Genomic DNA, 23,260 nt, shown 5'->3' with positions numbered 1-23,260 from the left:
GGGTAGCACGGGAATGAAAAAATGGCCGGGTGCATAATGCATCCGGCCGGCGACTGCTTAGAAGCGATAGGACAGTGAAAGCGTGGCGTTGCGGCCGAGGATGGGGCGTGCGTAGAACAGGCTGCCGTTCGAGCTTTGGTTAAAGCCGCTGCGCGGATTGCCTTCGGTCAGGCCGATTTCGTTGGTCACGTTGTTGACCTTGAAGTTCAGCTTCCAGTGCTTGTCGATCCTGAATTCCGCGCCCAGGTCGAGTACGTGATAGGCCGGCAGCTCCAGCGCATTTTCGAAGTCGGCGTAGCGTTTTCCGATACGGGTGTAGACCAGGAACAGGTCGCCGAAGTCGAAGTGCACCGTCGGGATCAAGCGTACTTGCGTATTCGGCGTACGCATCACCTGATTGCCGTTTTGCTTGGCCTCTTCAGCGTTCGGATCGATGCCGTTGATCGTGGCATCCTGGATGGTGGCGACATATTCCAGCGAAAAGCGTTTGTACAGGTTGACGACGCCTTCCAGCTCGACCCCGGTCGATAGCGTCTTGACGAAAACCTGGCGGAAGTCGCCCGTGGCCTGGTTGGTTTCACCGAAGGACAGGTTGTCGAACTTGGTGTGGAACAGCGTGGCTGACGTGGTCCAGAACGGAGAAATGTAGCGCACGCCCGCCTCGGCGAAACTAAGGCGGCTGGCGCCGTCGACGAAGCTGTCAGCGCTATACAGGGTCGGCATATTGGTGCCGCTTGCATAGCGCCCGTAAGCGGCGACGTGGTCGTTGAAGGCGTAATTGAAGCCCGCCGTATAGGAGGTTTCCTTGATGGTCTTCTTCTTGCGGGTCCATTCTCCGGTGCCCGCACGCCGCATGTAGTTGTTGGCGATGATATTGTCCTTGTCGCTGCCATCCGGATTGAATGCGCCGGGAATGATCGCGCCTTCGGTCAGGCTGTTGCCGGGTAGGTCGTCGCCCGCCGCCAGTACGTTTTCATCCTGCACGTCGTAGCGGGCGATTTCGTAGCGCACGCCCGCGTCGAGACGCAGCTTCCTGTTCACCTTCCATTCATCGTTGACGAACAGGGAGGTTGAATTCATATCTCCCTTATGCCGTTCATAGAAATAGCCATTTCGCAGCACGCCCTTGTCGGAGAGGTAGCCGAGGATCTTGTTGTTCGCATCGACAGCGACGATGTCAAGGCGTCGTGGCTGATCGCGTACCTCGGTGATGATGCGGGCGCCGTAGTCGGAGTCTTCATGCAGCTTTTGCGACGCGAAAAGCACGCCGGCAGTAAAGCTGTTGCTATCGTTTTCCTTTGTCAGGGAAAGTTTGTCGACAAAATGGCCGAGGGAGCGGAAGCGCGTCTCGGCAACGGCGTCGGTGGTGAAGCCGTTGCCGTTCAGGGTTGATGGATCGGCGATCACCTGTCCGGTACCCGCATAGGCGAATTTTGCCGTGCCGCCGAAGCGTGCCAGCAGCGCCGCGACGTCGCTGGATTGTTCGGGATCGAGACGGTTGCCCGCCCGGACCAGGTAGCTGTTCGGGCCATTGAACACCGAGTGCGGGGCGACGTCGTAGCGAGTGTAGCGGGCGTTGTTGCGGAATGACCAGTCGCCGCCCAGTTCATGCTGCAGGTCCGCGCCGAGCACCTTGGCCAGCACGTGAAAGCCGGTGTCGAGGTTGGTGTTGATGGTGCCGTTGGTGGTGGTGTTGCTGATATGGGCCACGTCGGGGCCGTCCAGCGAGCCATAATGCGGGTCGACGCCCGGAACGCCGGTCGGTTTGGCCGGGTTGGTCAGCGGGATCGGCAGATAGAAGGTGTTGTGGTCATTGACGTACTTGGCCGACAGGTTCAGCTCACCGCCGGCCAGGCGGCGGCTCAGGTTGAGGCGGAACTGGCCGCCGTGGTCGGCCGTGATGCCGATCGGCCGTACGCCCTTTCCCCGGCGGTAATAGCCGCCGGCCGAATACGTCCAGTCTTCGTTGATCGGGCCTGAATAGACGCCTTCGGTGCGCACCATATTGTAGTCGCTGACGGTGACTTTGACTTCGCCCTGCGGCGTCTGGCTGCCTTTATGGCTGATGAAGTTGACGATGGCGGCTGGCCCATTGGTGGAGAGAATGGCGGACGTGCCGCCGCGAATCGCTTCGAAACGCTTGATGGTGACATCCTCCCGCAGCAGGACGTCCACCAGTTCGCCGTCGTAAATCACCGGAAGCCCATCCTCCTGCAGGCTGATGAACTGGAAGGCCGCGCCGCCACTGAGCCCGCGCGGAGAGACGTTGTTCGACACTTCGCCGCCGGATGCTTCGACCCACAGGCCGGGCACCTGCTGCAGGGAGTCAGCCAGGCTGTGCGGCGCCAGCTTCTCCAGCTTCGCCGCCTCCACCGTGGTGATGGCCACCGACGATTCCAGCTTGGTGCGGTGTTTTGCCGTGGTACCGGTAACGACCACCTCCGGGATTACCGCGCCGTTTCCGGTAGCGCTAGCAGAGTCCTGCGCCTGCGCGCCGTGTATGGCCGCGACCTGGGCCAGGGTGGCGACCGAAATGGTCAACCCGGTTTTGCCTCTCATCTTGTTCTCCTCAAGTTTTTGATTTTGATTGCCGCTATGCCGAGACAGGCCACATCGTCTGTTCCCGGTACCCAGTCGTAACGGGCAGGTACCCGTTGAATTCCGCATCCAGATCGGCATCGCCGCTGTCGATGCGCAGCACGCCGCCATGCAGCGACATGAGTTTCTCGCGCGGTGCCAGCACATGCAGGCCGCGGCGGCCGGCCGCCCGCAGCAGGCGCGAAGAGATCTGCTGGTTGCCGCGCCCCAGCACCATGCCTTGGCCGCCGACTGGCGACAGCACGAGGTGCAGCGGCACTTGCCGGCTGGCCGCCAGGTCTTCCAGTTCAAGCCGCGTGGCGTCGCGCGCCAGCAGTGTTCCATCGCCCAGTAAAGCGTCCACGCCGAGCAGGCTGCCTTCGGCGCCAAACAGTTCAAGCAAGGCCAGGGTGGTGGAACCTGGCCCGACGAGGTATAGCGAGCGCTCCTCCATTCCTTCGGCAAAGCTGCGTGCGATGGCCTGGCGCTGGAAGCTGCTTCCGTTGGCGCGGCGCGATTTTCCGCCTTGCGTCAGCGACGGCGATCGCGGAAGCTGCAAGTAGCCGTAAAGACGCGGAAGGATCAGGCCGCGCCGCAGCGCATCTTCGTCCAGGTCCATGACTTCGGCGTCGCTGCATGCGGCCAGGCCGTTCTGCAACAATTGGCGCAGCAGCAGACCGGCCGCCGTCGGATGGTTGGCAAAGACCCCGGACTGCATCTTGACGCCGGCGGGAAGGCCGAGCACCGGCAGGCTGCCGATTGCCCCGGCATCGCGTAGCCCGTCCAGGACATCGCGCGCCGTCCCGTCGCCGCCGGCGAACAGCAACAGGTCGATTCCCATGCCGGCCAACATGCAAGCGGCACGCCGAGTGTCTTCCGCCCGGGAAGGGGATCGTACGGGAACCGCCGCACAAGACTTGACGCCCGCTGCATGCAAGGCTGCCAGCCCCATCGCGCCGTCGGCGGCGTACCAGCTCGCAGTTTGTGCCGCGTCGCCGCAGGCGTCGAACATGGTGGCCAGGCGCGAGGACACCTGCGGCAGGCTTCCTGCGTCAAGCGCGGCCTGGACGCAGTCGATTCCATCCGAGCCTTTGAGCCCGGCTGGGCCGCCGATGCCTGCCCATGGGTTGACCACCAGGCCGATCTTCATGCCCGTCCGCGTTCGCCCAATTTGCGCAGATAGGCGCGCCAGGTGATCGCCCAGCGTTCAGGATCGTCCAGCGTTTCGCCCTGGATGCGATGCACCGGGCAGTTGTGCGGTGCGTTTTTCACGACATCGGGATTGCTGCGTGCTTCCCCTGCAATATGGCGCATGACGCCGATGAACTCGTCCAGGTCGGCGCGCGAATAGGATTCGGTCGGCTCGATCGTAGCCGGTTCGGGCACCACATATGGATGGTGGCTGGTCCAGTAATGCACGCCGAAGTCGGCCGCGCGCAGGCCGATTTCCTCCGACGTGACGCCGGTCGCCGCGGTCAGCCCGGACCAGCTGTAGCGCACCTGCTCGATGCGGCGCTTGCCCGCTGCATAAGGGGCGGTCAGACCGTCGATCTTCAGGAGCTCGTGCATCATGTAGTTGTTGTTCAGGACCGCGATTTCCGACACGGTGCGCAGGCCTTCGGCGCCCAGGTTCATGATCCAGGCATAAGCACGCAGCATGATCGGGGCGGTGCCGGTGAAGCTGCTGATTTTTCCGATGGATTGATCTCCGCCATTCACCAGCTGGTAGCGGCCATCCATGTGGCGAACCGTGGGTCCTGGCAGGAAGGGGGCAAGCGCCTCGGTGCAGCAAACTGCGCCAACGGCCGGGCCTCCGCAAGCGTGGGGCGTGGCAAAGGTTTTGTGGAGGTTGAAGTGGCACAGGTCGAAACCAGCCTCGCGTGCGCGTGCGATTCCCAGCAAGCCGTTTGCATTGGCCTGGTCATAGACGCACAGCCCGCCGGCTGCATGCACCGCGTCGACGAATTCCCGAATGCGGCTATTGAAGATACCGGTGTCTTCGGGATTCGTGATCACCAGTGCCGCCGTGCGCTGCGAGACTGCCGCCTTCAGCGCCGCCAGGTCCGGGTAGCCGTCGGCGTCCGGATAGATGGTAATGACCTTGTAGCCAACCAGCTTGGCGCAGGCCGCGTCGGACGGGTGCGAGAAGATGGTCGTGATCACTTCATCGCGCTGCGATGCTTCGCCGCGGCTTTCGTGCCAGGCGCGCACCATGGACATATTCGCGAAAATTGCTTGCGAACCGCCGCGCGCTTGCAGCGATACGGCGTCCATGCCGGACACCTCGCGCAGAACGCCTTCCAGCTTGTCCATCACCTCCAGCATGCCCTGTACCGTGCTGTCGGCTTGGCGCGGATGCAGCTCGGACATGCCGGGCTGGCGTGCCAGCTGGTCATTGATTTTTGGGTTGTACTTCATGGTGCAGGTACCCTGTCCGACGTCGACGTTCAAGTCGGCGCCCAGGGTTTCCTGCGACAGCCGCAGGTAATGGCGCAGGACGCGGTTCTGGGACATTTCGGGCAATGCCGGCGCACGCTGGCGCAGCATGGAGGAGGGCAGTCCGGCCAGGGGCTCGCCAACGGCAAGCGCAATCCCCGGCTCGATTTCCGGCACCAGGATACCGTGCTCGCCGGGCTGGCTCAGTTCAAAGATGACCGGTTCATCCCAGCGTGCCTGGTGGTAGCGGCGTACCGCTTGCTTGCGGTGGGTGGCAATGTTATCCATGGAATTCATTGTTGGATCGCTTTCTCGAGCGTTGCGCAAAGCAGGTCGATGTCTTCCTGCGTGTGGACTTCGGAAAAGGCGTACAGGGCGCACTGGCCTAGCGCCGGGAATGCGCTGCCCAGGTCGTGGCCGCCGAAGATGCCGTTCTTCAGCAAGGCGGCGTTGATGGCGCCCACCGGCAGGCCTGTGCCGTTGAAGTCGACCACAAACTCTCGGAAATGGCTGCTGCCGCCATGCGCGATGCGTACCCCGGGTAGGCGGGCGATGCGCTGTTTCGCATAGGCGGTGCGCTGGGCGATTCCGCTGGCCAGTTCGCCCATGCCTTGTGGTCCCATCAATGCCAGGAAAACGCCGGCGGTGATGCCCCACAGAGCAGCGGCCGTGCCGACGAATTCATTGCCGTTCTCGCGTTTGTCGAAGGACGTGCGGCTGTAGGCCACGTCGCCGAACCCGTATTCCCCGGGAACGCTGGTCGGTACGATGCCGAATAGCCGCGAGGGATATTGCATGACGATGGCGGGATCATCATGGCTAGCGATAAAGCCGCCCTGGCCGCCGCCATAATTCATATGCATCCCCAAAGGCTGGATATCGCCGCAGACGATGTCCGCGCCATAGCTGGCCGGCGGTGCGAGTACGCCCAGGGAGACCGGGTCGACGCCGACCACGAACAGCGCGCCCACGGCATGTGCTGCTGCGGCCAGTGCGGCACCGTCGTCAATGGTGCCGAGGAAGGACGGGATATCGACGTACACGGCGGCGGTGTGCTGGTCCAGCAGCTGGCTTACTGCGCCAATGTCCAATAGGCCGCTCTTCGCGCCGAAGGGGGCGCTGACAAAGTCCAGGTCGGCGCGGCCATAGTTATACATCACGGATAGCTTGTCCGGATTGATGTGGCCAGCGACGACGACGCGGCGCCGGCCGGTGAGGCGTCCTGCCATGCGCACTGCGGTGGCGGCAGCCTGCATGCCATCGTAGACGGGCACGTTGACGACGTCCATCTCCAGCAGCGCCCCCATCATGCTGCAGTATTCGAACAGGGCCTGGAAACGGCCATGGTCGTCATACGGTTCGCCGGCGTAGGCGGTGGCAAATTCACTGCGGCCATTGATCTCGTCGCAGATGGACGGGACATGGTGCTGGTAGCAGCCACCGCCCAGGAAGCTGAGGTGAGTCGCGCAATGGGCGTTCTTGCGCAGCAGCCCGTCGACATGGCGCTTCAGGCGTGCTTCCGAAAGATGCGGTGCAGGGAGCGCCAACGGCGCCTGCATGCGCAGGGCGGCAGGGATATCGGCAAAAAAATCTTCGGTGCTGGCGGCGCCTACAGCCTGCAGCATGGCGTCGCGTACGGCGGGGACCGAGTTGGGAATGTAGGGATGGGTGAAGGGTTTGCCAGGTTCCATGTCATTTCCTGTTGATGGGAATCGGGCCCCATCTTCAATGAGCGAAATGATGTTGACAAATGATCAGTATGCATGCGATACATTAGGAATCCTTATGCATGGAGCGTTTCGTGGTTCATTCTTCCAGTCTGTTAAGGCAGTTGAAAACGTTCGAAGTCACCGCGCGGCACATGAGTTTTACCCGCGCCGCCGACGAGTTGTGCATCTCGCAGGCCGCCGTAAGCCATCAGATCAAGACGCTGGAGGAATCGCTGCAGATAAAGCTGTTCAAGCGCATGACGCGTGCGATCAGTCTGACCGGCGAAGGGGCGATTTTGCAGCGCAGCCTGGTCGACGCCTTCGGCCGCATAGATAGGGTGCTGTCGCAGCTGGCCCAAGGTGAAGGGCGCTCCCGCAGGCGGCTGACAGTGGCGGTGACGCCTGCATTCAGTTCGCGCTGGCTGGTGGGCCGCCTGGACCGATTCCTCGCGGCCCACAGCCAGCTTGAGGTGCGGCTGGTGCATACCGTGATGCATACGGATTTGGGGCGCGACGGGATCGACCTGGCGATACGCTGGGGAGATGGAAAATGGCCGGGCGTGGAATGCGAGCGCCTGTTCGGCACAGATCTGCTGCCGGTCTGCTCGCCGGCGCTGCTGAAGGATGGACCGTCGCTAAGGACGCCTTCCGACCTGGCGCACTATACGCTTCTGCATGAAGACAGCTGCGATGACTGGGAGCGATGGTTTGAACAGGCAGGACTGGCGCCGTCGCTGGCGCTGCGTGGACCGCTGATCGATGACAGCAATGCGCTGATGCAGGCGGCGCTCAACGGGCAGGGCATCGCCCTTGGCCGCATGGTGCTGATTCGTGATGACTTGCAGCGGGGGACGCTCGTCAGCCCCTTCGATCAGGCTCTGACCACGCAAGGCGCTTACTACATGTGCTGGCGCCCGAGCCGCGGCGAGCAGGAAGCGCTGGAGTGGTTCTCGGACTTCCTGCGCAGCGAGGCGCGGCAACAGGATTTAGCAACTGAGGAATAAAGGAATTTCCGATGCACCTGCTTTACCCGTCTGACCCATTCAACAAGTCTGCTGTTGACGAAGCATATGCAGAAGAGTTTTCTGCCGTTACTGCTGCGGGCCTCACCGGTTCTCTATTTTCAGTTGAGGATTTCGAGTGCGGCCAGTTTCGTGCCAGGCCGGCGCTTCCAGCCGGAGAAGATATTGTCTATCGAGGCTGGATGATGACGCCCGACGCGTATGGTCGCCTGTTTGATGCTGTTGCGGGAACCGGGGGGCGCCTACAAACCAATCCAGCCGCATATCGGCTGTGCCATTATTTGCCGGAATGGTATTCGCTTTGCGCAGAGTGGACTCCTGAGACGATTGTGGCGGATAGGGATTCGGATTTCCCGAAGCTTGTACTTGGCAAGAATTGGCCAGCATATTTCGTCAAGGATTTCGTTAAATCGCTGACCACGCAGCAGGGATCTGTCGCGAAGTCGCCGGAAGGCATTGCTGAAGTGGTTGCGCTGATAGAGCAATATCGAGGGCAGCTTGAGGGCGGCGTATGCATCCGAAAATTTGAGGATCTGCTTCCTTCAACAGAGGAGCGTTACTTTGTGCTTAACGGCAGGGCATACGCGCGGGACGCAATCGTTCCAGCACTCGTTCACGAAGTGGCCCGGCGGATTCGTAGTCCATTCTATTCTGTTGACACAGTCGTTGATGCATCCGGCCAGTTGCGCTTGATCGAACTCGGTGACGGGCAAGTATCCGACATTAAGAAGTGGGGCGCCGGGCGATTTGCCAATATGCTGCTCGGGCAGAAGTGACTGCGCTGCGTCAAAGAGGCCATCAAACAATCCGGCGGCTCACCGGCGTCATGAAAGAAAGTCGCTGGCCGAGATATTTCCGTTCGATTTTCCAGGCTTCAGGACGTAGGCGCTACATTTTTCCGGTAGGTTGATATCGCCGTCCACTATTGCCGCTATCGCCGACTCGTCGGATAAGCCAGGCAGAGTACTGGTGCGATCGCCGCCGCCTTTGCGCAGGCGGGCCAGGAAGTCCGCAGAACCCTCTTCAGCACCGCGCTCAATCACGGCATAGCCGTCGCCCGCAATCACCACTCGATCCGCACGCGCTGCGGCGTGCAATAGTGCCAGCTCGTACATGGTTGCGCGTACGCCGCTGGCGAAATAATTGATCATCGCAGGGCAAATCTGCGCAATGGACGAATCGGATGTCGCGACGTTATTGAATTCCAGTAGTCCCTTTGAATAAACGTCGATCCAATGGAGCTTCTTCTCGTGCAAGTCCAGAACCAACGGCATGAAAATTCCGTTTGCGCCTTGCAGGTCAAATTTCAGTTCTACGGTGCGTGGATCGAAGTGCGAACCGCCAGCATCATCGCGCAGCATGATACCGGCGAATGCACGATCCAGCGCCTCAAACGCCATGCCGGAAAAATTGTTGATTACTGCAACCGCGTAGCGAATGCCGTGTCGTTGGGCGGCTTCGGAGTCGAGGTCAATGAATTCCGAGGCTCCGTCGGGGAAGGGCGCACTGGTCAAGTCGCCAGCGCTGGTTGCAATGACACCATTGGCTCCCTGCAGGACTCGCTGATAATAAGAACAGGTTCCAACGTATTTCCAGCTCTCGTCGTAGAAGCCGATAGAGAGGTCAAGGTCGGTACGCTGGCCATTTTCAGGTTGGCACCAATGCAGGAAAAGGCGCACAATCTTTTTTGGTTCCACATCGATTACTGAACCCCGAGGCAGCTGAATCGCAGCTTTGCTGGCGCTACGTTCATTGAATGGAACGATGATGGTCCGCAGAGCTTCGTCAACGAGGAAGTCGTCGACGCGAGGCTTGCTGGCAAATCGAGCGAGCAGCTCCCGTTCTATGACTATCAGGCAGCGCCGAATTGTCGCATCGCTTAAGGTAGCGCGCTTATCGCTCGCGAAAATCCCATTGATGGTTGCGCCTTTTGGCCAATAAACACGCGATTGCAACTTCGCATTTCGCGTCGGCAGGCTTGCCATCAAAGTCAGCAGCACTGGAGTGGAGAACTTGCCGGCGCATTGCTCAAAGCCGGCCACCAGGGTTTCGATGGCGACGATGTCATCTCCTGCAACACGGAGCGCATGGTCGAAGCGTCGCGCGAGCTCGCCGGGGCGCTGCATCAAGAGAGCGGTTAAGGAGGCCGTATCCTTGTCCTGGATCGCTTGCTCGAGCTTTCCATAGTAGGTCTTCCAGGCGGCAGGCCGAGTCCCGTCCGGAGCTTTCTTCCTGATGATCTCAAACGCATGCGCGACGTTAGGGAAGCGTTTCCGGTATTCGCCGGGATGCAGGAATTCCCCGACCCATACCCAGAAGGCACGATGCCGCAGAAGGTCATCGTTTAATGCGCTTGGATGCAATTGCTCCAGGAATGCCAGGATGGCGCGTCGCATGGAACGCTTTAACACGCCAACCTTGAATCGATTCACCTGCACAGGAAGGCTAATCGATTCACGGCTGTTCCAATAAGAGCCCGGTTGCAACCAGTGGCTGTACCGCTTAATTTCCCTTAGCTCAGCGACCGGCCGCAGGCGATAAATCATCTGCGGTAGCAGGCCAACGTCGGCACCGGAGTACGCTGCGATCAGCCTGAGCGCATCCGTGGCAGTATTCATGTACTGGCGAGCTGCTTGCATGACTACTTCGGGGGCAAAGGACTGAAGCAGGCATCCGAAAACGTGGGCGACATTTTCGCGAACGGGAATCGAGGGCGGAAGCCAGCCAAGGACTCCCAGTCCTCGCTCATGCACAATCGTACGCAAATCGCCGACATCGTCGGGCGACATTACCTGCGCTCTTTGGCATAGGCTCACAAACAGTGAGCGTAAAGACTGGTCGAAATCCTCTCCGAGGTCCAGCAGTTTAAAGCGAACCTTTTCATTTGGCGTGCCGCGCTCCAGCACGGGCGCGAAGAACCTTGAGTCCTGGTCGGTGTGTGCCTCGCAAATCGGGCAGGCAGAATGATTGCTGCCATCGAAGCACGCGTCACAAACGACGTGCCTGCATGGATTAAGCACATGCGTGGTTCCAACCTTCGAGCAGTGCAGACAAGGCTGTCCTGCCTCCTGCATGAAGTGGGTCAAGACTCGCTTGAGAAAAACCTCGTCCGTATTGCTTGGAACATCTTCAGGGAATCTTCGGTAGAGAGGCACATGTTGTTGGTTGCCGCCCACCTTTTCAGCAAGGAATTCCCAAACCTGGGCTTGCAAAATCGTTAGCGATGCGGTCGATAACCTTCCCAGCTGCGCGCGCAACCTGGCGGAGACAGCGTAGCCAATGGCTGACAGGTTTATCTCGAATGCGTCGAGAAAGTTACCCGGAAGCGTATCGAGGCCTGCATCGATAAAAAGCAAACCCTTTCTGCGCAGGAGAATTGCCTGGGAAGAGGTGATGGTCATGAATGAAGAAGGGGAGAAGGGAAGCGAACGAGCTGATTCAGGGATTAGAAGGAAGCCCGCTCTAAGCCTTCTCAGTCGTGAGCTTAATGTATTTGTAAATCGGCAGCAAGTGCGATGACGATCAATGTTTAGTAAAAGAGCTGGGACATCGAAGGCCTGCGAACCGCCATCGCTATCCAGGGGCAGCTTGAACAAGTCCAACGATAAGGACCAGGGCTGGACGTTGGAGATCGCTTATCCCTAGACTGCTTTCGCATCGAGGCAGCCGGTGCCGCATCCAAAGGCCGGCACCACCTGGCGCATCAACTTCTGCCGGGTGGAATGGACGGACGGCAAGCCCAAGGAAGACAACTGGGTTTGGCCACCGCAAGGTGTCGCAAATCCGCTGCAACCATGTTTACTAAAACATCACTAAACTTCATGCAAAATTTGAAAGTTTATTGAAGCGGCTTGTCTTCCTTTGTAAATTTTCCTCAATGGAATGCGGTGTCCGCCGGGATTTGGGCGGCATCCAGGTGGTTTAGTAAATCCATATATAAGCCCCTCGCCGGGCATAACCAGAGAGGAGACATACATGACGTTAAGAACCAATCCCGCTTTACGACAGCGCCAATGCCGGGCTACGCCGATCGCACTGGCGGTGAGCGCCGCGCTGCTGGCCATTGCCAACGCCCATGCGCAAACAGCCGACGTGGACCCGAAAGACAAAGTGGTCGTCACCGGCTACCGTTATTCGATCGAAAAGAGCCTGGACCAGAAGCGCGACGCCAACTCGATCGTCGAAGTCATTACCGCCGAGGATATCGGCAAGTTCCCCGACAAGAACGTGGCCGATGCGCTGCAGCGCGTGCCCGGCGTGGTGGTGGACCGCAGCGGCGGCGAGGGCAAGAACGTCAGCGTGCGCGGGCTATCGTCGGAGCTGACCCTGACCCAGTTGAACGGCAATTACATCGCCACCGCCGAATCGAATGGCGACCCGTCGCGCTCCTTCAACTACATGCTGATGCCGTCGAACATGCTCTCGAGCGCGGAACTGTTCAAGACACCCGAAGCGCGGATCGATGAAGGCGGCGTTGGCGGCACCGTGATCCTGCATACGCGCCGCCCGCTGGACGTGAAGTCCGGCACCGGTTTTGTATCCGCCGAAGGGACATGGGCCGACACCACCAAGAAAACCAATGGCCAGTTCTCGGGCCAGTATGCATGGCATGACGAGGGCAATCGCTTCGGTATTCTGGTCGGCTATACCCAGCAGAAGCGCACCACACGCACCATGGGCGCCAGCACCGAGAACTGGCAGTGGTACGGCGACGATTACGACGCGCACCCTGCGACGGACGTTAACGGCAAGGAGTCCAAATTCGACAGCTACTGGTGGGGCCAGTCCGGCTTCTACGACCAGGGCGGCAAGTACTACACCAATTTCATGATGCCGACTTCGGTCAACCTCAGTGTCAAGAGCGAAGAGCGCGAGCGCAAGGGGGCGCAGGCTACCCTGCAGTTCAAGCCTGTCCGCAACCTGACTTTGACGGCGAACTACTTCCGTTTCAACCTGTCGCAGAATTCGCAGACCAATATCCTGAAGGTTCCTGAATGGAACCTGGCGCGCTACTCCGGCGACGGCAACTGGCCGGGCGGGCGCATGCTTGACGGCCTGACGTTCGACCGCAGCGGCACCCTGGTCACCGGTGCGCAATACAGCGCTCACGCCGGGAAAACCTATTACTGCAGCGAAGGCCAGGCCGCAGCGGGCGGCCAGCAAGCTGGCGGCTGGGGACCGGACGACTGCACCATCCCGACGCCGCAGATCACGGGCAGCTACAACCGCGAAAAGGCGCTGTCGCAGAGCGCTGATTTCGAAGCGGATTGGCATGGACAATCGCTGGACGCCACCTTCAAGCTGGGCCGGACCTGGGCCCACGGCGGCCCGGAAATGCAGTTCGCCATGCCGATCAAGCCGCGCGTGCAGAACGCCGACGGCAGCTGGACGCTCGGCAACTACGCCAGCGCCTGGAGCACGGTCGGTACACCGTCCATGACGTTCTCGCCGCAGTTGATGGATAACCTGGCGAAGGGCATTGGCGAAATCGACCTGGGTTCGACCCAGTCGTCGTGGACCCGGAACAGCACGCAGCAGAAATACGCGCAGGCCGATTTCACCTGGCGCGCCGATACCAATTGGCTCGATTCGCTGCAATTCGGCGCCAAGTACCGCGATGGCGGAACCCACCGCAGCACGGGCAACAACTATTGGGTATGCCAGGGTGCCGATCCGGCCAATTACGACAAGCGCTTCCAGGCCGGCTGCGATGCCACCGCCAATAAATTCCAATCGGGTTACCTGTACGGCCAATCCCTGGGCAATCTCGCTGGCGGCATCAGCGCCAGTGCCTTCCCTGCGATTAACTATCCGGCCTACATCGATCATCTGAACCAGACTTACGGAAAAATGCAGACCCGGAATGAGGATAACTTCGTCTACAACGTGGATGAAAAGATCTCTGCGGCCTACCTGCAGGGCAATATCAAGGCCGATCGCCTGCGGGGCAACGTCGGTCTGCGCCTGGTGCGTACCAGGCAGCATGCCGATTCGACGGACCAGGTCGAGAACTTCAACGACTACTTCTTCAACGGCGCCGATGGGAAGCCTGCTCCTTGCCAGGCTGGCGGCTTGCCGGCCGCCGGCGCGCCAGCCGGTTCCGGCTGCACCAGCGGCTTCACCAGGCTGCCGGACAGCATCGCGCGCAGCTCCACGTTCGTCGTCAGCTCTCTCGATCGCAGCTACACCGATGCACTGCCAAGCCTCAATCTTGCCTACGAATTGACGCCCGACCTGCTGCTGCGCACCGCTGCATCCAAAGTGATTTCACGTCCAAGCTACGGCGATATTGCCTCTCCAGGCAACCTGCAGTACTTCAGCCAGGAATACGTCAACGACCGGCGCCTGATTGGCGGCGGCGACAAGCAAGGCTGGTTCGGCGCAGGCAGCAACAAGCAGCTCGAGCCTTACAAGGCCAAGCAGTTCGACCTGGGCCTGGAGTGGTATTTCCAGCGCGGCTCAGTGGTCGGCGTGGACCTGTTCCGCAAGAATGTCAGCAACTTCGCGGTGCCAGTGGTGCGCGACGTGACGATGGATGTCGGCGGCAAGAGTGTGGTGGTGCAGAGCTACGAAACCAGTGCCGGCGGCCGTAATGCGGTGTCCAAAGGCGTCGAGGTGTATGCGCAGCACACGCTGGCTTCCGGTTTCGGCGCGCAGTTCAACTACACGTACAACAAAACCAACCAGGCGGCTATCAGCCTTGCGGACGGCACCAAGATCGGCGAGTCGCCTCTGGTCGGCAGCGCCAAGTATCAGGCCAACCTAACCGTGTTCTATGAAACCGCGCAGTTCCTGGCGCGCGCTTCTTACAACAAGCGTGGCGAGGTGGTGGATGGACTGGTCAACGGCTTGAATGTCTATGAGGAGCCATATAGCCAGATCGACCTGAACGTGGCGTACAACATCACCAAGGAATTGAGCCTGACCGCCTCCGTTCTGAACCTGACCAAGGAGGAAACGCGCTCCCACCTGGGTAACGACACCAAGGACCGCTTTTACTCCAACGGGTACGCCGGCCGCATTGCGTACTTTGGCCTGAACTACAAGTTCTAAGCCAGTTCGGCGGCTTTGCCTGATATCCCCCCAGGCAAAGCCGTCTTTTTTGGATAACGGTGTTGGAGCAATGATCGCGAAACTGCTACTTGGCATATTCTTTGCTGTTGTTACCGAGACGTCTGCTGCGTCGGCACCGGAGCGGCTGGTCATCGGCAAAGACTGGACTTTTCGTATAAATCCGGGCAATGCGGAAGGCGCTGCGCATCCGGAAGTAGCGTCATGGCGTGCGGCGGTCGTGCCGGGAACCGTGCATACCGACCTGCTCGCGAACCGCCTTATTCCCGATCCCTATGTCGGTGCGCCTGAAGCAGGCCTGCAATGGATTGGCCTCGCCGATTGGGAATACAAAACCCACTTTGATGTGCCGGCCGCGCAGCTACGGGCTGCGCGCAGTGAGATGGTCTTTGAAGGGCTCGATACCTTCGCCGAGGTCTGGCTGAATGGGGAAAAATTACTGACTGCCGATAACGCTTTCCGAACCTGGCGGGTTCCGGTTGGAGGCAAGCTACGCGCGAAAGGCAACGAGTTGCGCATCGTACTGGGTTCGCCGATTGCCAGGCTGCTGCCGCAGGTGCAGGCGATGCCACTCAAACTGGCTGGCAACTACCCTTCGCCCTATGGCGACGAGCCGCCAGACGCGATGACTGCCAACTTTGCGCGCAAGCCTGGATACCATTACGGGTGGGATTGGGGGCCCCGCTATGTTACAGCCGGTATCTGGAAGCCGGTTGTATTGGAAAGCTGGAACGCGGTACGCCTCGATTACCTGCAACTGCGGCAGGATCGCGTCGACGAAGGAAGCGCTGAAATGGTGGTGGTCGCTTCGGCAGAGGCTGTGCACGATGGCGCGTTTGAGCTGAGCGTCTGGCAAACTTCTCCGGACGGAAGGCGTACGCTGGCCGAGCACCGCCATGTCGAACTGCAGGCGGGTGAAAACCGTATCGAAGTTCCCATACTCATCGACCGTCCGCAGCGCTGGTTCCCGAACGGCTACGGGGCGCAGCCTCTATATCGCTTTGAGCTTGAGATCGGCGACGCAAGGATGGCCGCGCGCACCGGTCTGCGAAGCATTGAACTTCGCCGCGAGCCGGATGACAAGGGACGAAGTTTCTATTTCGTGGTCAATGGCATCCCGGTGTTTGCAAAGGGCGCGAACACTATTCTGTTCGACATGTTCCAGCCTCGCGTGGGAAAAGCGCAGTTGCGCCGCGTCCTGCAATCAGCGCACGATGCAAACATGAATTTTCTTAGGAGCTGGGGTGGCGGCTACTACGAGAGCGAAGAGTTCTTTGACCTGGCCGACGAATTCGGCCTGCTGGTCTGGCAGGATTTCATGTTCGGCGGCGGCATGCAGCCGGCATACGACGACGCCTTCCGCGCCAATGTGGTTGCGGAAGCGCGCGACCACGTACGTCGCCTGCGTAACCATCCCAGCATCGTCCTCTGGTGCGGCAATAACGAAGAAGAAATCGCCTGGAAATACTGGGGGCCGGGCAAGGAAATGATGGCGGCTGATCCAGTGTTCGCTGCCAAAGTCTGGAATAGCTACCGGCAGTTGTTCGGGACGGATCTGCGCCAGCTGGTCGCGGAGGAGGGCGGCGGTATTCCCTACTGGGCCAGCTCGCCCAGCGACGACCTGGCCGACGCCGCCAACACGCCGGCCAGCGGCGATATGCATTACTGGGAAGTGTGGGGCAATCCGGCCCATCCCCCGGTTAAATACCTGGAAGTCACGCCGCGCTTTATGTCCGAGTACGGCCTGCAGGCATGGCCCGTGCAGCGCAGCATCGACGCTTTCGCCAAAGGCAGCGAGCAGGGAATCGCCGCACCGGTCATCGAAGCGCACCAGAAATTCCTCGCCGGCAGGGGCAATGAAAGGCTGATGAAGTACGTGGACTATGAGTTCGGCCAGCCGAAGGACTTTGCCGCCTTCGTGTATTTGGGCCAGGCCGCACAGGCCGAAGGTATCGAATTGGCCGCCTTGCACCATCGTGCCAGCCGCCCGTTCACAATGGGCTCGCTGTATTGGCAGCTTAATGATGTATGGCCCGGTGCCTCCTGGTCCAGCGTGGACTGGTTCGGGCGCTGGAAGGCGCTGCATTTCCACGCGCGCCGGTTCTTTGCGCCGGTTGCGGTGGCGGCACTGCGCAACGCCAAGGGCAGCACTTCGGTAAGCCTGCTCAACGACCGCGCGCGGCCGGTGCGGGGCGAGTTGCGCCTGCGGTTGATGGCCTTGGACGGCACACTGTTGCGAGAAGAACGCAAGCCTGTCGAACTGGCGCCGCTGTCGGCGACGAAGGTGGCCGCTTACACAGACCCCGAGCTGCTGGTTGACGCGGATCCTGCCGCCACCGTTGCCGTATTCGACCTAAAGGCGGAGGGCGAACCTGCATCGCGCGGCCTTGTGTATTTCAAAGCGGCGAAAGAAATGGGCTGGCCCGATCCCGGCTTAAAGGCGGATTTGCGCCGCGACGGCACCGGCTATGTGCTCGAGCTTCACGCGGCAAAGCTGGCCCGCGCCGTGTGGATCGACTTCGGTGGTGAAGATGCCGAGGTGTCGGACAACGCGATGACCCTGCTGCCGGGAGAAAAAGTGATCTTGCGCGTGTCCTCCAAGGCCAGCCTGGCCAGGCTGAGAAATTCGCTGCGCCTGCAATCCCTGGCCGGTACGTTGCGCCACGTTAGTTTAGTAAAACCAGCTAAAACGGCCCAGAATTCGACTACTTTGATTGACGCTAAAAAAGGCCACTGATATAAAAACTACCTATGATCAAAGGCGCGGAAACGGTTCCGTACGACGCCTGAAAACGCCGCCAGAAGCGTTTATTAAACTGAACATTGGAGACTCTTCATGCATTTGAATTCGCTCCCTTGGAGGCGGGCGTGAGCCAGGTCACCCTGCGCGACATCGCGGAGGCCACCGGGCTGTCGATCGGCACAGTGTCGCGGGCGCTGAAGAACCAGGCGGGCATGACCGAGGTCACCCGCAACCTGGTATGTCACGCCGCCCAGCGCCTGGGCTACGACTTCTCGCAGCTGAAGAAGGGGCGCATCCGCCGCATCGCCTTCCTGCTGCACAGCCAGCACAACACGCTGGCATCGAGCCAATTCTTTTCCCCGGTCCTGCACGGCGCCGAAGCCGCCTGCCGGCGCGAGGGAATCGCGCTGTCGTTCATCGCGGTCGGCCCGGCGGAACCGGTGATGGGCCTGATTCGTGTGCACCAGCCGGATGCCATTCTGTGCGCCGGTTTCTTCGAGCCGGAAGTGCTGGCCGCGTTGCAGCAGGTTGGAAAGCCGATCGTACTGGTGGATTTGAATCGGCGCGGCTTCACCTCGGTCAATCCTGACAATATGCGCGGAGGCTACCTCGCTACCCAGCATTTGCTGCGCTGCGGCCGCAAACGCATCGCCATGATTTCCGGCTCGCTGGCCCATTACAGCATCCAGCAGCGCAACCGCGGCTTCCGCCAGGCGCTGTTCGACGCCAAGGTGTTTGCCGACCCGGACCTGGAAGTCATCGTGCCGACCATGGGCGAAGGCGACGAAGCCGTGGTGGAAGCCATGCGCTGCCTGCTCGACTTGCCGAAGCCGCCGGACGCGCTGTTCTGCTACAACGACAGCACGGCGCTGGTCGCCATGAAGCACTGCCTGAACGAAGGGATGAAGATCCCGCACGACATTGCCATCGTCGGATTCGACGATATCAGCAGTGCCAGCGCCGCCATCCCTCCGCTCAGTACGATCCACGTCGACAAGGAAGAATTGGGACGAGCCGGGATTCAGTTGCTGCTGCAAAAACCAGACGAAAACCCCTCCCAGATAACCCTGCCAGTCAACCTGATCGTGCGCGAAAGCAGTTGCGACGACTAGCCCTCCTCACTTGCCCAATATGACCAATTTCCCGAATTTCCGCGACCCTGCCGTCCTGCTCGGGCATGCCCAGCACACCATGCGCTTCTACCACCCGCGCGCGATCGACCCGGCCGGCGGCCTTTATCACTATTTCAAGGACGACGGCACGGTCTACGACGCGCAGCATCGGCACCTGGTCAGCAGCACGCGCTTTGTGTTCACCTATGCGATGGCCTGCCGCCATTTCCCCGATCCGGCTTATCTGGCCGGCTTGAGGAATGCCTTGCGTTTTGTGCGGGAAGCGCACCGCGATCCCAAAGGCGGTGGCTATGCCTGGATGCTGAACGGACGCGAAGTGGAAGACGGCACCCAGCATGCCTACGGACTGGCCTTTGTGCTGCTGGCCTATGCGCACGCCACCATGGCGGGACTGGAAGAAGCGCGCGACTGGATCGGCGAAACCTTCGCGCTGATGGAGCACCGTTTCTGGGATGCGAAGGCCGGGCTGTATGCCGACGAAGCGAGTCAAGACTGGAGCGTGCTGTCAGCCTATCGCGGCCAGAACGCGAACATGCACGCTTGCGAAGCGCTGCTGGCCGCCCACCAGGCCACCGGCGAACTTCGCTACCTGGAACGCGCCTATACGGTCGCCTATAACATCACCCAGCGCCAGGCCGAGCGCTGCGGCGGCCTGGTATGGGAGCACTACAGGGCCGACTGGCAGCCGGACTGGCGCTTCAATATCGACGACCCGGAAAACCTGTTCCGCCCCTGGGGCTATCAGCCGGGCCATTTCACTGAATGGGCGAAATTGCTGTTGCAGCTGGAGGAGCGCGGCGCGGCGCTGCAAAAAGACCTGGGCTGGCTGCTGCCGACCGCCGAACGACTGTTCCGTGTGGCCGTGGACAAGGGGTGGGACGTCGAGCACGGCGGCTTGTGCTACTCGCTGGCGCCGGACCTTACCATCTGCGACTTCCACAAATACTTCTGGGTGCAGGCCGAAAGCACCGCGGCGGCCGCCATGCTGGCCCAGCGCACTGGCAACGGCCTGTATTGGGGCTGGTACCAGCGGCTTTGGGAATACAGCTGGACGCATCTGGTCGACCATGAGCACGGCGCCTGGTTCCGCATCCTCGACCGCGAAAACCGCAAATTGAGCGACGAGAAGAGCCCGGCCGGCAAAGTGGATTATCACACCATGGGCGCCTGCTACGACATCGTGCGGGTGCTGGACGGGGCGAACCATGCGTGACGCGCCGCTGATGCTGTGCGCCGGCGAGGCGCTGACCGACATGATCCACCAGGGCGACGAACAATGGGTGAGCCGCGTCGGCGGCTCGACGTGGAACGTGGCGCGCGCCCTGGCTGCCCTCGGCGAGCGCACCGCCTTCGCCGGCGCGATCAGCGGCGACCGCTTCGGCGATGCGCTGTGGAGCGCCAGCGAAGCCGTTGGGCTGGACCTGCGCACACTGCAACGCGTGCAACGGTCGCCGCTGCTGGCTGTGGTGGAGCAGGGCGAACCGCCGCGCTATTTCTTCATCGGCGACGATAGCGCCGATCTGCACTTCGACCCTGAGACGCTGCCGGAAGGATGGTCATCCGAATTACGCTGGGCGCATTTCGGCGGCATCAGCCTGGCGCGCGAACCGCTGGCCACCCGGCTGGTGGCGTTGGCTGGAAAGCTGAAAGCCCAGGGCGTCGCGATCAGCTACGACCCCAACTTCCGCAATGTGATGGATGAAAGCTATGTGCCTACCCTGCGCCGGATGGCGGAACTGGCCGATATGATCAAGGTTTCCGACGACGATTTACGTGGGCTGTTCCCCGGCATTGGGCTGGACGTGGCGCTGAAGCGGCTGCGCGCCATCAATCCCGATGCATATTGCCTGGTAACGCGCGGCGGCCAGGGAGCAAGCCTGTTTCACGGTACTCAGCGCGCCGATGCCCGTGCGCCGAGGGTGGAGGTGGTGGATACGGTCGGTGCCGGCGACGCCAGTGTGGCGGGACTGTTGCATAGCCTCTCCCGCCATCCGGATCGCGCGCTGCCGTCGCACCTGCACGCCGCGCTGGCGGCAGGTTCCGCCGCGTGCATGCAGGCCGGCGCCACGCCGCCGCATCCCGCTGCCATGGACCGGCTGTTCGAACAGATCCAGATGGAGGTAATGTGATGATCCGCATTCGATTCGCCCTGCTGCGTCTCGCCTGCCTGGCACTGTTGCAAATGGGCGCCCACGGCGCCCAGGGCGCGCAGCCAATGAAGCCTGACAGCATGCCGGTCAACACCTTCATCGGCAGCCAGGATGAAGGCAACACCTTCCCCGGCGCCTCGGCCCCATTCGGCATGATCCAGGTCAGCCCGACCGGGGAGCATTACGCGGGATGGCGTTACAGCGACGCGCGTATCCGCGGCTTCGGTCATTCCTTCCTGTCCGGCGCCGGCTGCTGGGAGCAGGGCGGGCAGTTGTCGGTACTGCCGGTGACCGGCCGTATCGGCTCCGGCGGCGATTTCGATACCGCCAAAGCGAACAGTTTCGACTACAAGCGCTACGCCGCCGAATACACCCATGAAGGCGAAGTTGGCCAGGCCGGCTATTACAAAGTCCGGCTCACCAGCTACGGCGGCATTACGGCGGAGACAACTGCGCTGACTCGCGCCGCGGCCGAACGCTACACCTTCGCCGCCGGTACCGGTACAGGCCATGTGCTGCTCAACCTGGGCCAGGCTAACGAGCGCCATTCGGTGGTCGGCAGCGAAGTGCGCGTGCTGGACGACCGCAGCGTCGAAGGCAAGATTGTCACCAAAAGCTTTTGCGGTGGCGCCCAATACACCACCTGGTTCCGCATCATGTTCGACCAGCCATTCGTGGCCCACGGCATATGGGACGATCGGGGCGGCTGGCCGGGGGCGAAAGGCCCCAGCCAGCAGGGAGACAGCAGACCGCATGGCGTCTGGCTGACCTTCGATCTGAAGACGGCACCGGCCGTGACGGCAGTCAGTGCGATTTCCCACGTCGACGCCGAAGGCGCCCGCGTCAACCTGCGCGCCGAAGGGATGGCGGCCGGCCAGCCCTTAAGCTTCGACGCCATGCGCGCCCAGGCCCAGGCAGCCTGGAAAAAAGAACTGGGCAGCGTGCGTATCGAAGGCGGCCGCAGCGACGACCGCACCGTCTTCTATACCGCCTTGTATCATGCCCTGCTGCAGCCGCTGACCGGCAGCGACGCCGATGGGCGCTATCGCGGCTACGACTACGCGATCCACACCGCCAGGGATTGGACTTACTACGAGTTCTTCTCGCTATGGGATACCTACCGGGCGCAGAACCAGTTGCTGGCCCTCCTGCGCCCGCAGCGTGCCCGCGACATTGCGCAATCCGTGCTGAAGATCCGCGCTGAAGGCGGCTGGCTGCCGCGTTGGGGCTACGCCAATTTCGACAGCAATGTGATGACTGGCGATCCGGTCACGCCGTTCATGGTCGACCTTTGGCGCTACGGCGCGCTGAAAGGACGTGAACGCGAGGCCTACGCAGCGCTGCGCGAGAACGCGTTCGGCGTACCGCCGCAAGCCAACCGCGCATAAGGCCGTGCGGGCAACCCAAGCTATATGCGCCAGGGGTTCGTGCAGTACGATCGCGGTTTCGTTTCCAAGGGTATGGACATCGACCCGCACCATGGCGCGTCGGCCACGCTGGAATACGCCCTGGCCGACAGTTCGCTGGCCGTCATGGCAAAGTCTCTCGGCCAGCATAAGGATGCGCAGGTGCTTGGGCAGCGCGCCCTCAACTGGCGCAAAGTGTGGGATCCTTCGGTGCTCGACGCGCCAAGCGGCTTGCAGGGCTTCCCCCGGCCGCGCTTTCTCGATGGCAGCTGGTTCGCCGACGTGGGCGGCGGCTACGACCCGCGCGGGGAGCGCGGCTTCCACGAGGGCACAGCCTGGCAGTACCAATGGCTGGTACCACAGGATATTCCAGGTCTGGCTGCTGCAATGGGCGGGCAGGCCAAGGCCCTGCAGCGCCTCGACCAGTTCTTCGACTACGACGCCGTGCAGGCCGATCCCGCAGCCGTGCGCAAGTCGTGGGTGGTTGGTGCCTACAGCTACTACAGCCAGTTCCGCTACAACCCGAATAACGAGCCCGACCTCCATACGCCGTGGATGTACACCTTGATGGGCCAGCCCTGGAAAACCACCACCGTGCTGCGCGCAGCTGAAACCCTGTTCGGCAATGGCCCAAGCGGCGTGACCGGCAACGACGACCTGGGCACCATGTCGGCCTGGTACCTGTTCAGCGCCCTGGGGCTGTATCCGGATGCGCCGGGCAGCGGCCGCTTCCTGCTGCACGCGCCGCGCTTTGCGCGGGCCGAGATCGAGCTGCCGCAAGGCCGCATCCTGCGCATCGAAGCGCCCCAAGCCGAGCCCGGCGAGCGCCGCTTTGTGCAATCCGTGCAATGGGCCGGCCGGCCGCTGTCGCGCGTGTGGCTGGACTGGGAGCAGCTGCAGTCGGCCGGTACGCTGGAATTTGAGCTTGCGCCGCAGCCCGACCCTAAAGGCTGGGGCACGCATGGCCGCGACCTGCCGCACCCGCCCGCGGGCATTTAAGAGAAAACCGAGGA

12 protein-coding genes and 1 pseudogene are annotated in these 23,260 nt (G+C 61.4%); 8 read left to right on the top strand and 5 right to left on the bottom strand.

Annotated elements, in window-relative coordinates; translation table 11 throughout:
• Positions 1 to 57: 57 nt before the first annotated feature.
• The 4 genes from H597_RS0102730 to gcvPA are packed head-to-tail and all read right to left on the bottom strand — an operon-like array spanning position 58 to position 6,704.
• The gene (locus H597_RS0102730; protein ID WP_028100771.1) at positions 58 to 2,559 is read right to left on the bottom strand and encodes a TonB-dependent siderophore receptor; all 2,502 of its coding nucleotides are present in this window, start codon (positions 2,557 to 2,559) and stop codon (positions 58 to 60) included.
• A 34-nt stretch (positions 2,560 to 2,593) separates the two neighbouring features.
• The gene (locus H597_RS0102725) at positions 2,594 to 3,727 is read right to left on the bottom strand and encodes an ATP-NAD kinase family protein (protein ID WP_035372887.1); all 1,134 of its coding nucleotides are present in this window, start codon (positions 3,725 to 3,727) and stop codon (positions 2,594 to 2,596) included.
• The gene (gcvPB, locus tag H597_RS0102720) at positions 3,724 to 5,301 is read right to left on the bottom strand and encodes an aminomethyl-transferring glycine dehydrogenase subunit GcvPB (protein WP_028100769.1); all 1,578 of its coding nucleotides are present in this window, start codon (positions 5,299 to 5,301) and stop codon (positions 3,724 to 3,726) included. The genes H597_RS0102725 and gcvPB overlap by 4 nt, the downstream gene beginning before the upstream one ends.
• Before the next feature lie 5 nt (positions 5,302 to 5,306).
• A complete protein-coding gene (gene gcvPA / locus H597_RS0102715) occupies positions 5,307 to 6,704 on the bottom strand; it encodes an aminomethyl-transferring glycine dehydrogenase subunit GcvPA (RefSeq protein ID WP_028100768.1) in 1,398 nt (465 codons plus the stop codon).
• Between the two features lie 98 nt (positions 6,705 to 6,802).
• Between gcvPA and gcvA the strand changes: the two genes are divergently transcribed.
• Both gcvA and H597_RS0102705 read left to right on the top strand, forming a co-directional pair.
• The gene (gene gcvA, locus H597_RS0102710) at positions 6,803 to 7,726 is read left to right on the top strand and encodes a transcriptional regulator GcvA (RefSeq protein ID WP_083940912.1); all 924 of its coding nucleotides are present in this window, start codon (positions 6,803 to 6,805) and stop codon (positions 7,724 to 7,726) included.
• 11 nt (positions 7,727 to 7,737) lie between these two features.
• Positions 7,738 to 8,520, top strand: coding sequence for an ATP-grasp domain-containing protein (locus H597_RS0102705; protein WP_028100766.1), 783 nt, complete (start codon positions 7,738 to 7,740; stop codon positions 8,518 to 8,520).
• Between the two features lie 48 nt (positions 8,521 to 8,568).
• On the opposite strand, the gene H597_RS0102700 is transcribed toward H597_RS0102705, so the two are convergent.
• Positions 8,569 to 11,145: an MXAN_6230/SCO0854 family RING domain-containing protein gene (locus tag H597_RS0102700; protein ID WP_035372886.1), complete on the bottom strand. Its 2,577-nt coding sequence runs from the start codon at positions 11,143 to 11,145 to the stop codon at positions 8,569 to 8,571.
• A 574-nt stretch (positions 11,146 to 11,719) separates the two neighbouring features.
• Between H597_RS0102700 and H597_RS0102695 the strand changes: the two genes are divergently transcribed.
• The 6 genes and pseudogenes from H597_RS0102695 (at position 11,720) to H597_RS29510 (ending at position 23,246) form a co-directional block, all read left to right on the top strand.
• Complete coding sequence (locus H597_RS0102695) at positions 11,720 to 14,797, top strand: TonB-dependent receptor (RefSeq protein ID WP_028100764.1); 3,078 nt, start codon at positions 11,720 to 11,722, stop codon at positions 14,795 to 14,797.
• A gap of 70 nt (positions 14,798 to 14,867) precedes the next feature.
• Positions 14,868 to 17,552: a beta-mannosidase gene (locus H597_RS29515; RefSeq protein WP_083940911.1), complete on the top strand. Its 2,685-nt coding sequence runs from the start codon at positions 14,868 to 14,870 to the stop codon at positions 17,550 to 17,552.
• 131 nt (positions 17,553 to 17,683) lie between these two features.
• On the top strand, positions 17,684 to 18,670 hold the full coding sequence (locus tag H597_RS0102685; protein ID WP_035373044.1) for a LacI family DNA-binding transcriptional regulator: 987 nt from the start codon (positions 17,684 to 17,686) through the stop codon (positions 18,668 to 18,670).
• A gap of 19 nt (positions 18,671 to 18,689) precedes the next feature.
• The gene (locus H597_RS0102680; protein WP_028100762.1) at positions 18,690 to 19,904 is read left to right on the top strand and encodes an AGE family epimerase/isomerase; all 1,215 of its coding nucleotides are present in this window, start codon (positions 18,690 to 18,692) and stop codon (positions 19,902 to 19,904) included.
• On the top strand, positions 19,897 to 20,820 hold the full coding sequence (locus H597_RS0102675) for a carbohydrate kinase family protein (RefSeq protein WP_028100761.1): 924 nt from the start codon (positions 19,897 to 19,899) through the stop codon (positions 20,818 to 20,820). The genes H597_RS0102680 and H597_RS0102675 overlap by 8 nt, the downstream gene beginning before the upstream one ends.
• Positions 20,820 to 23,246, top strand: a pseudogene (locus H597_RS29510) (GH92 family glycosyl hydrolase). Before H597_RS0102675 ends, H597_RS29510 begins: the two are co-directional and overlap by 1 nt.
• The last annotated feature ends 14 nt before the right edge of the window (positions 23,247 to 23,260 follow it).

It is taken from the genome of Pseudoduganella violaceinigra DSM 15887 (assembly GCF_000425385.1).
Lineage (GTDB): Bacteria > Pseudomonadota > Gammaproteobacteria > Burkholderiales > Burkholderiaceae_D > Rugamonas > Rugamonas violaceinigra.
Note: the sequence above shows the minus strand (reverse complement) of the source record. Positions and strands in the feature narration are given on the sequence as shown.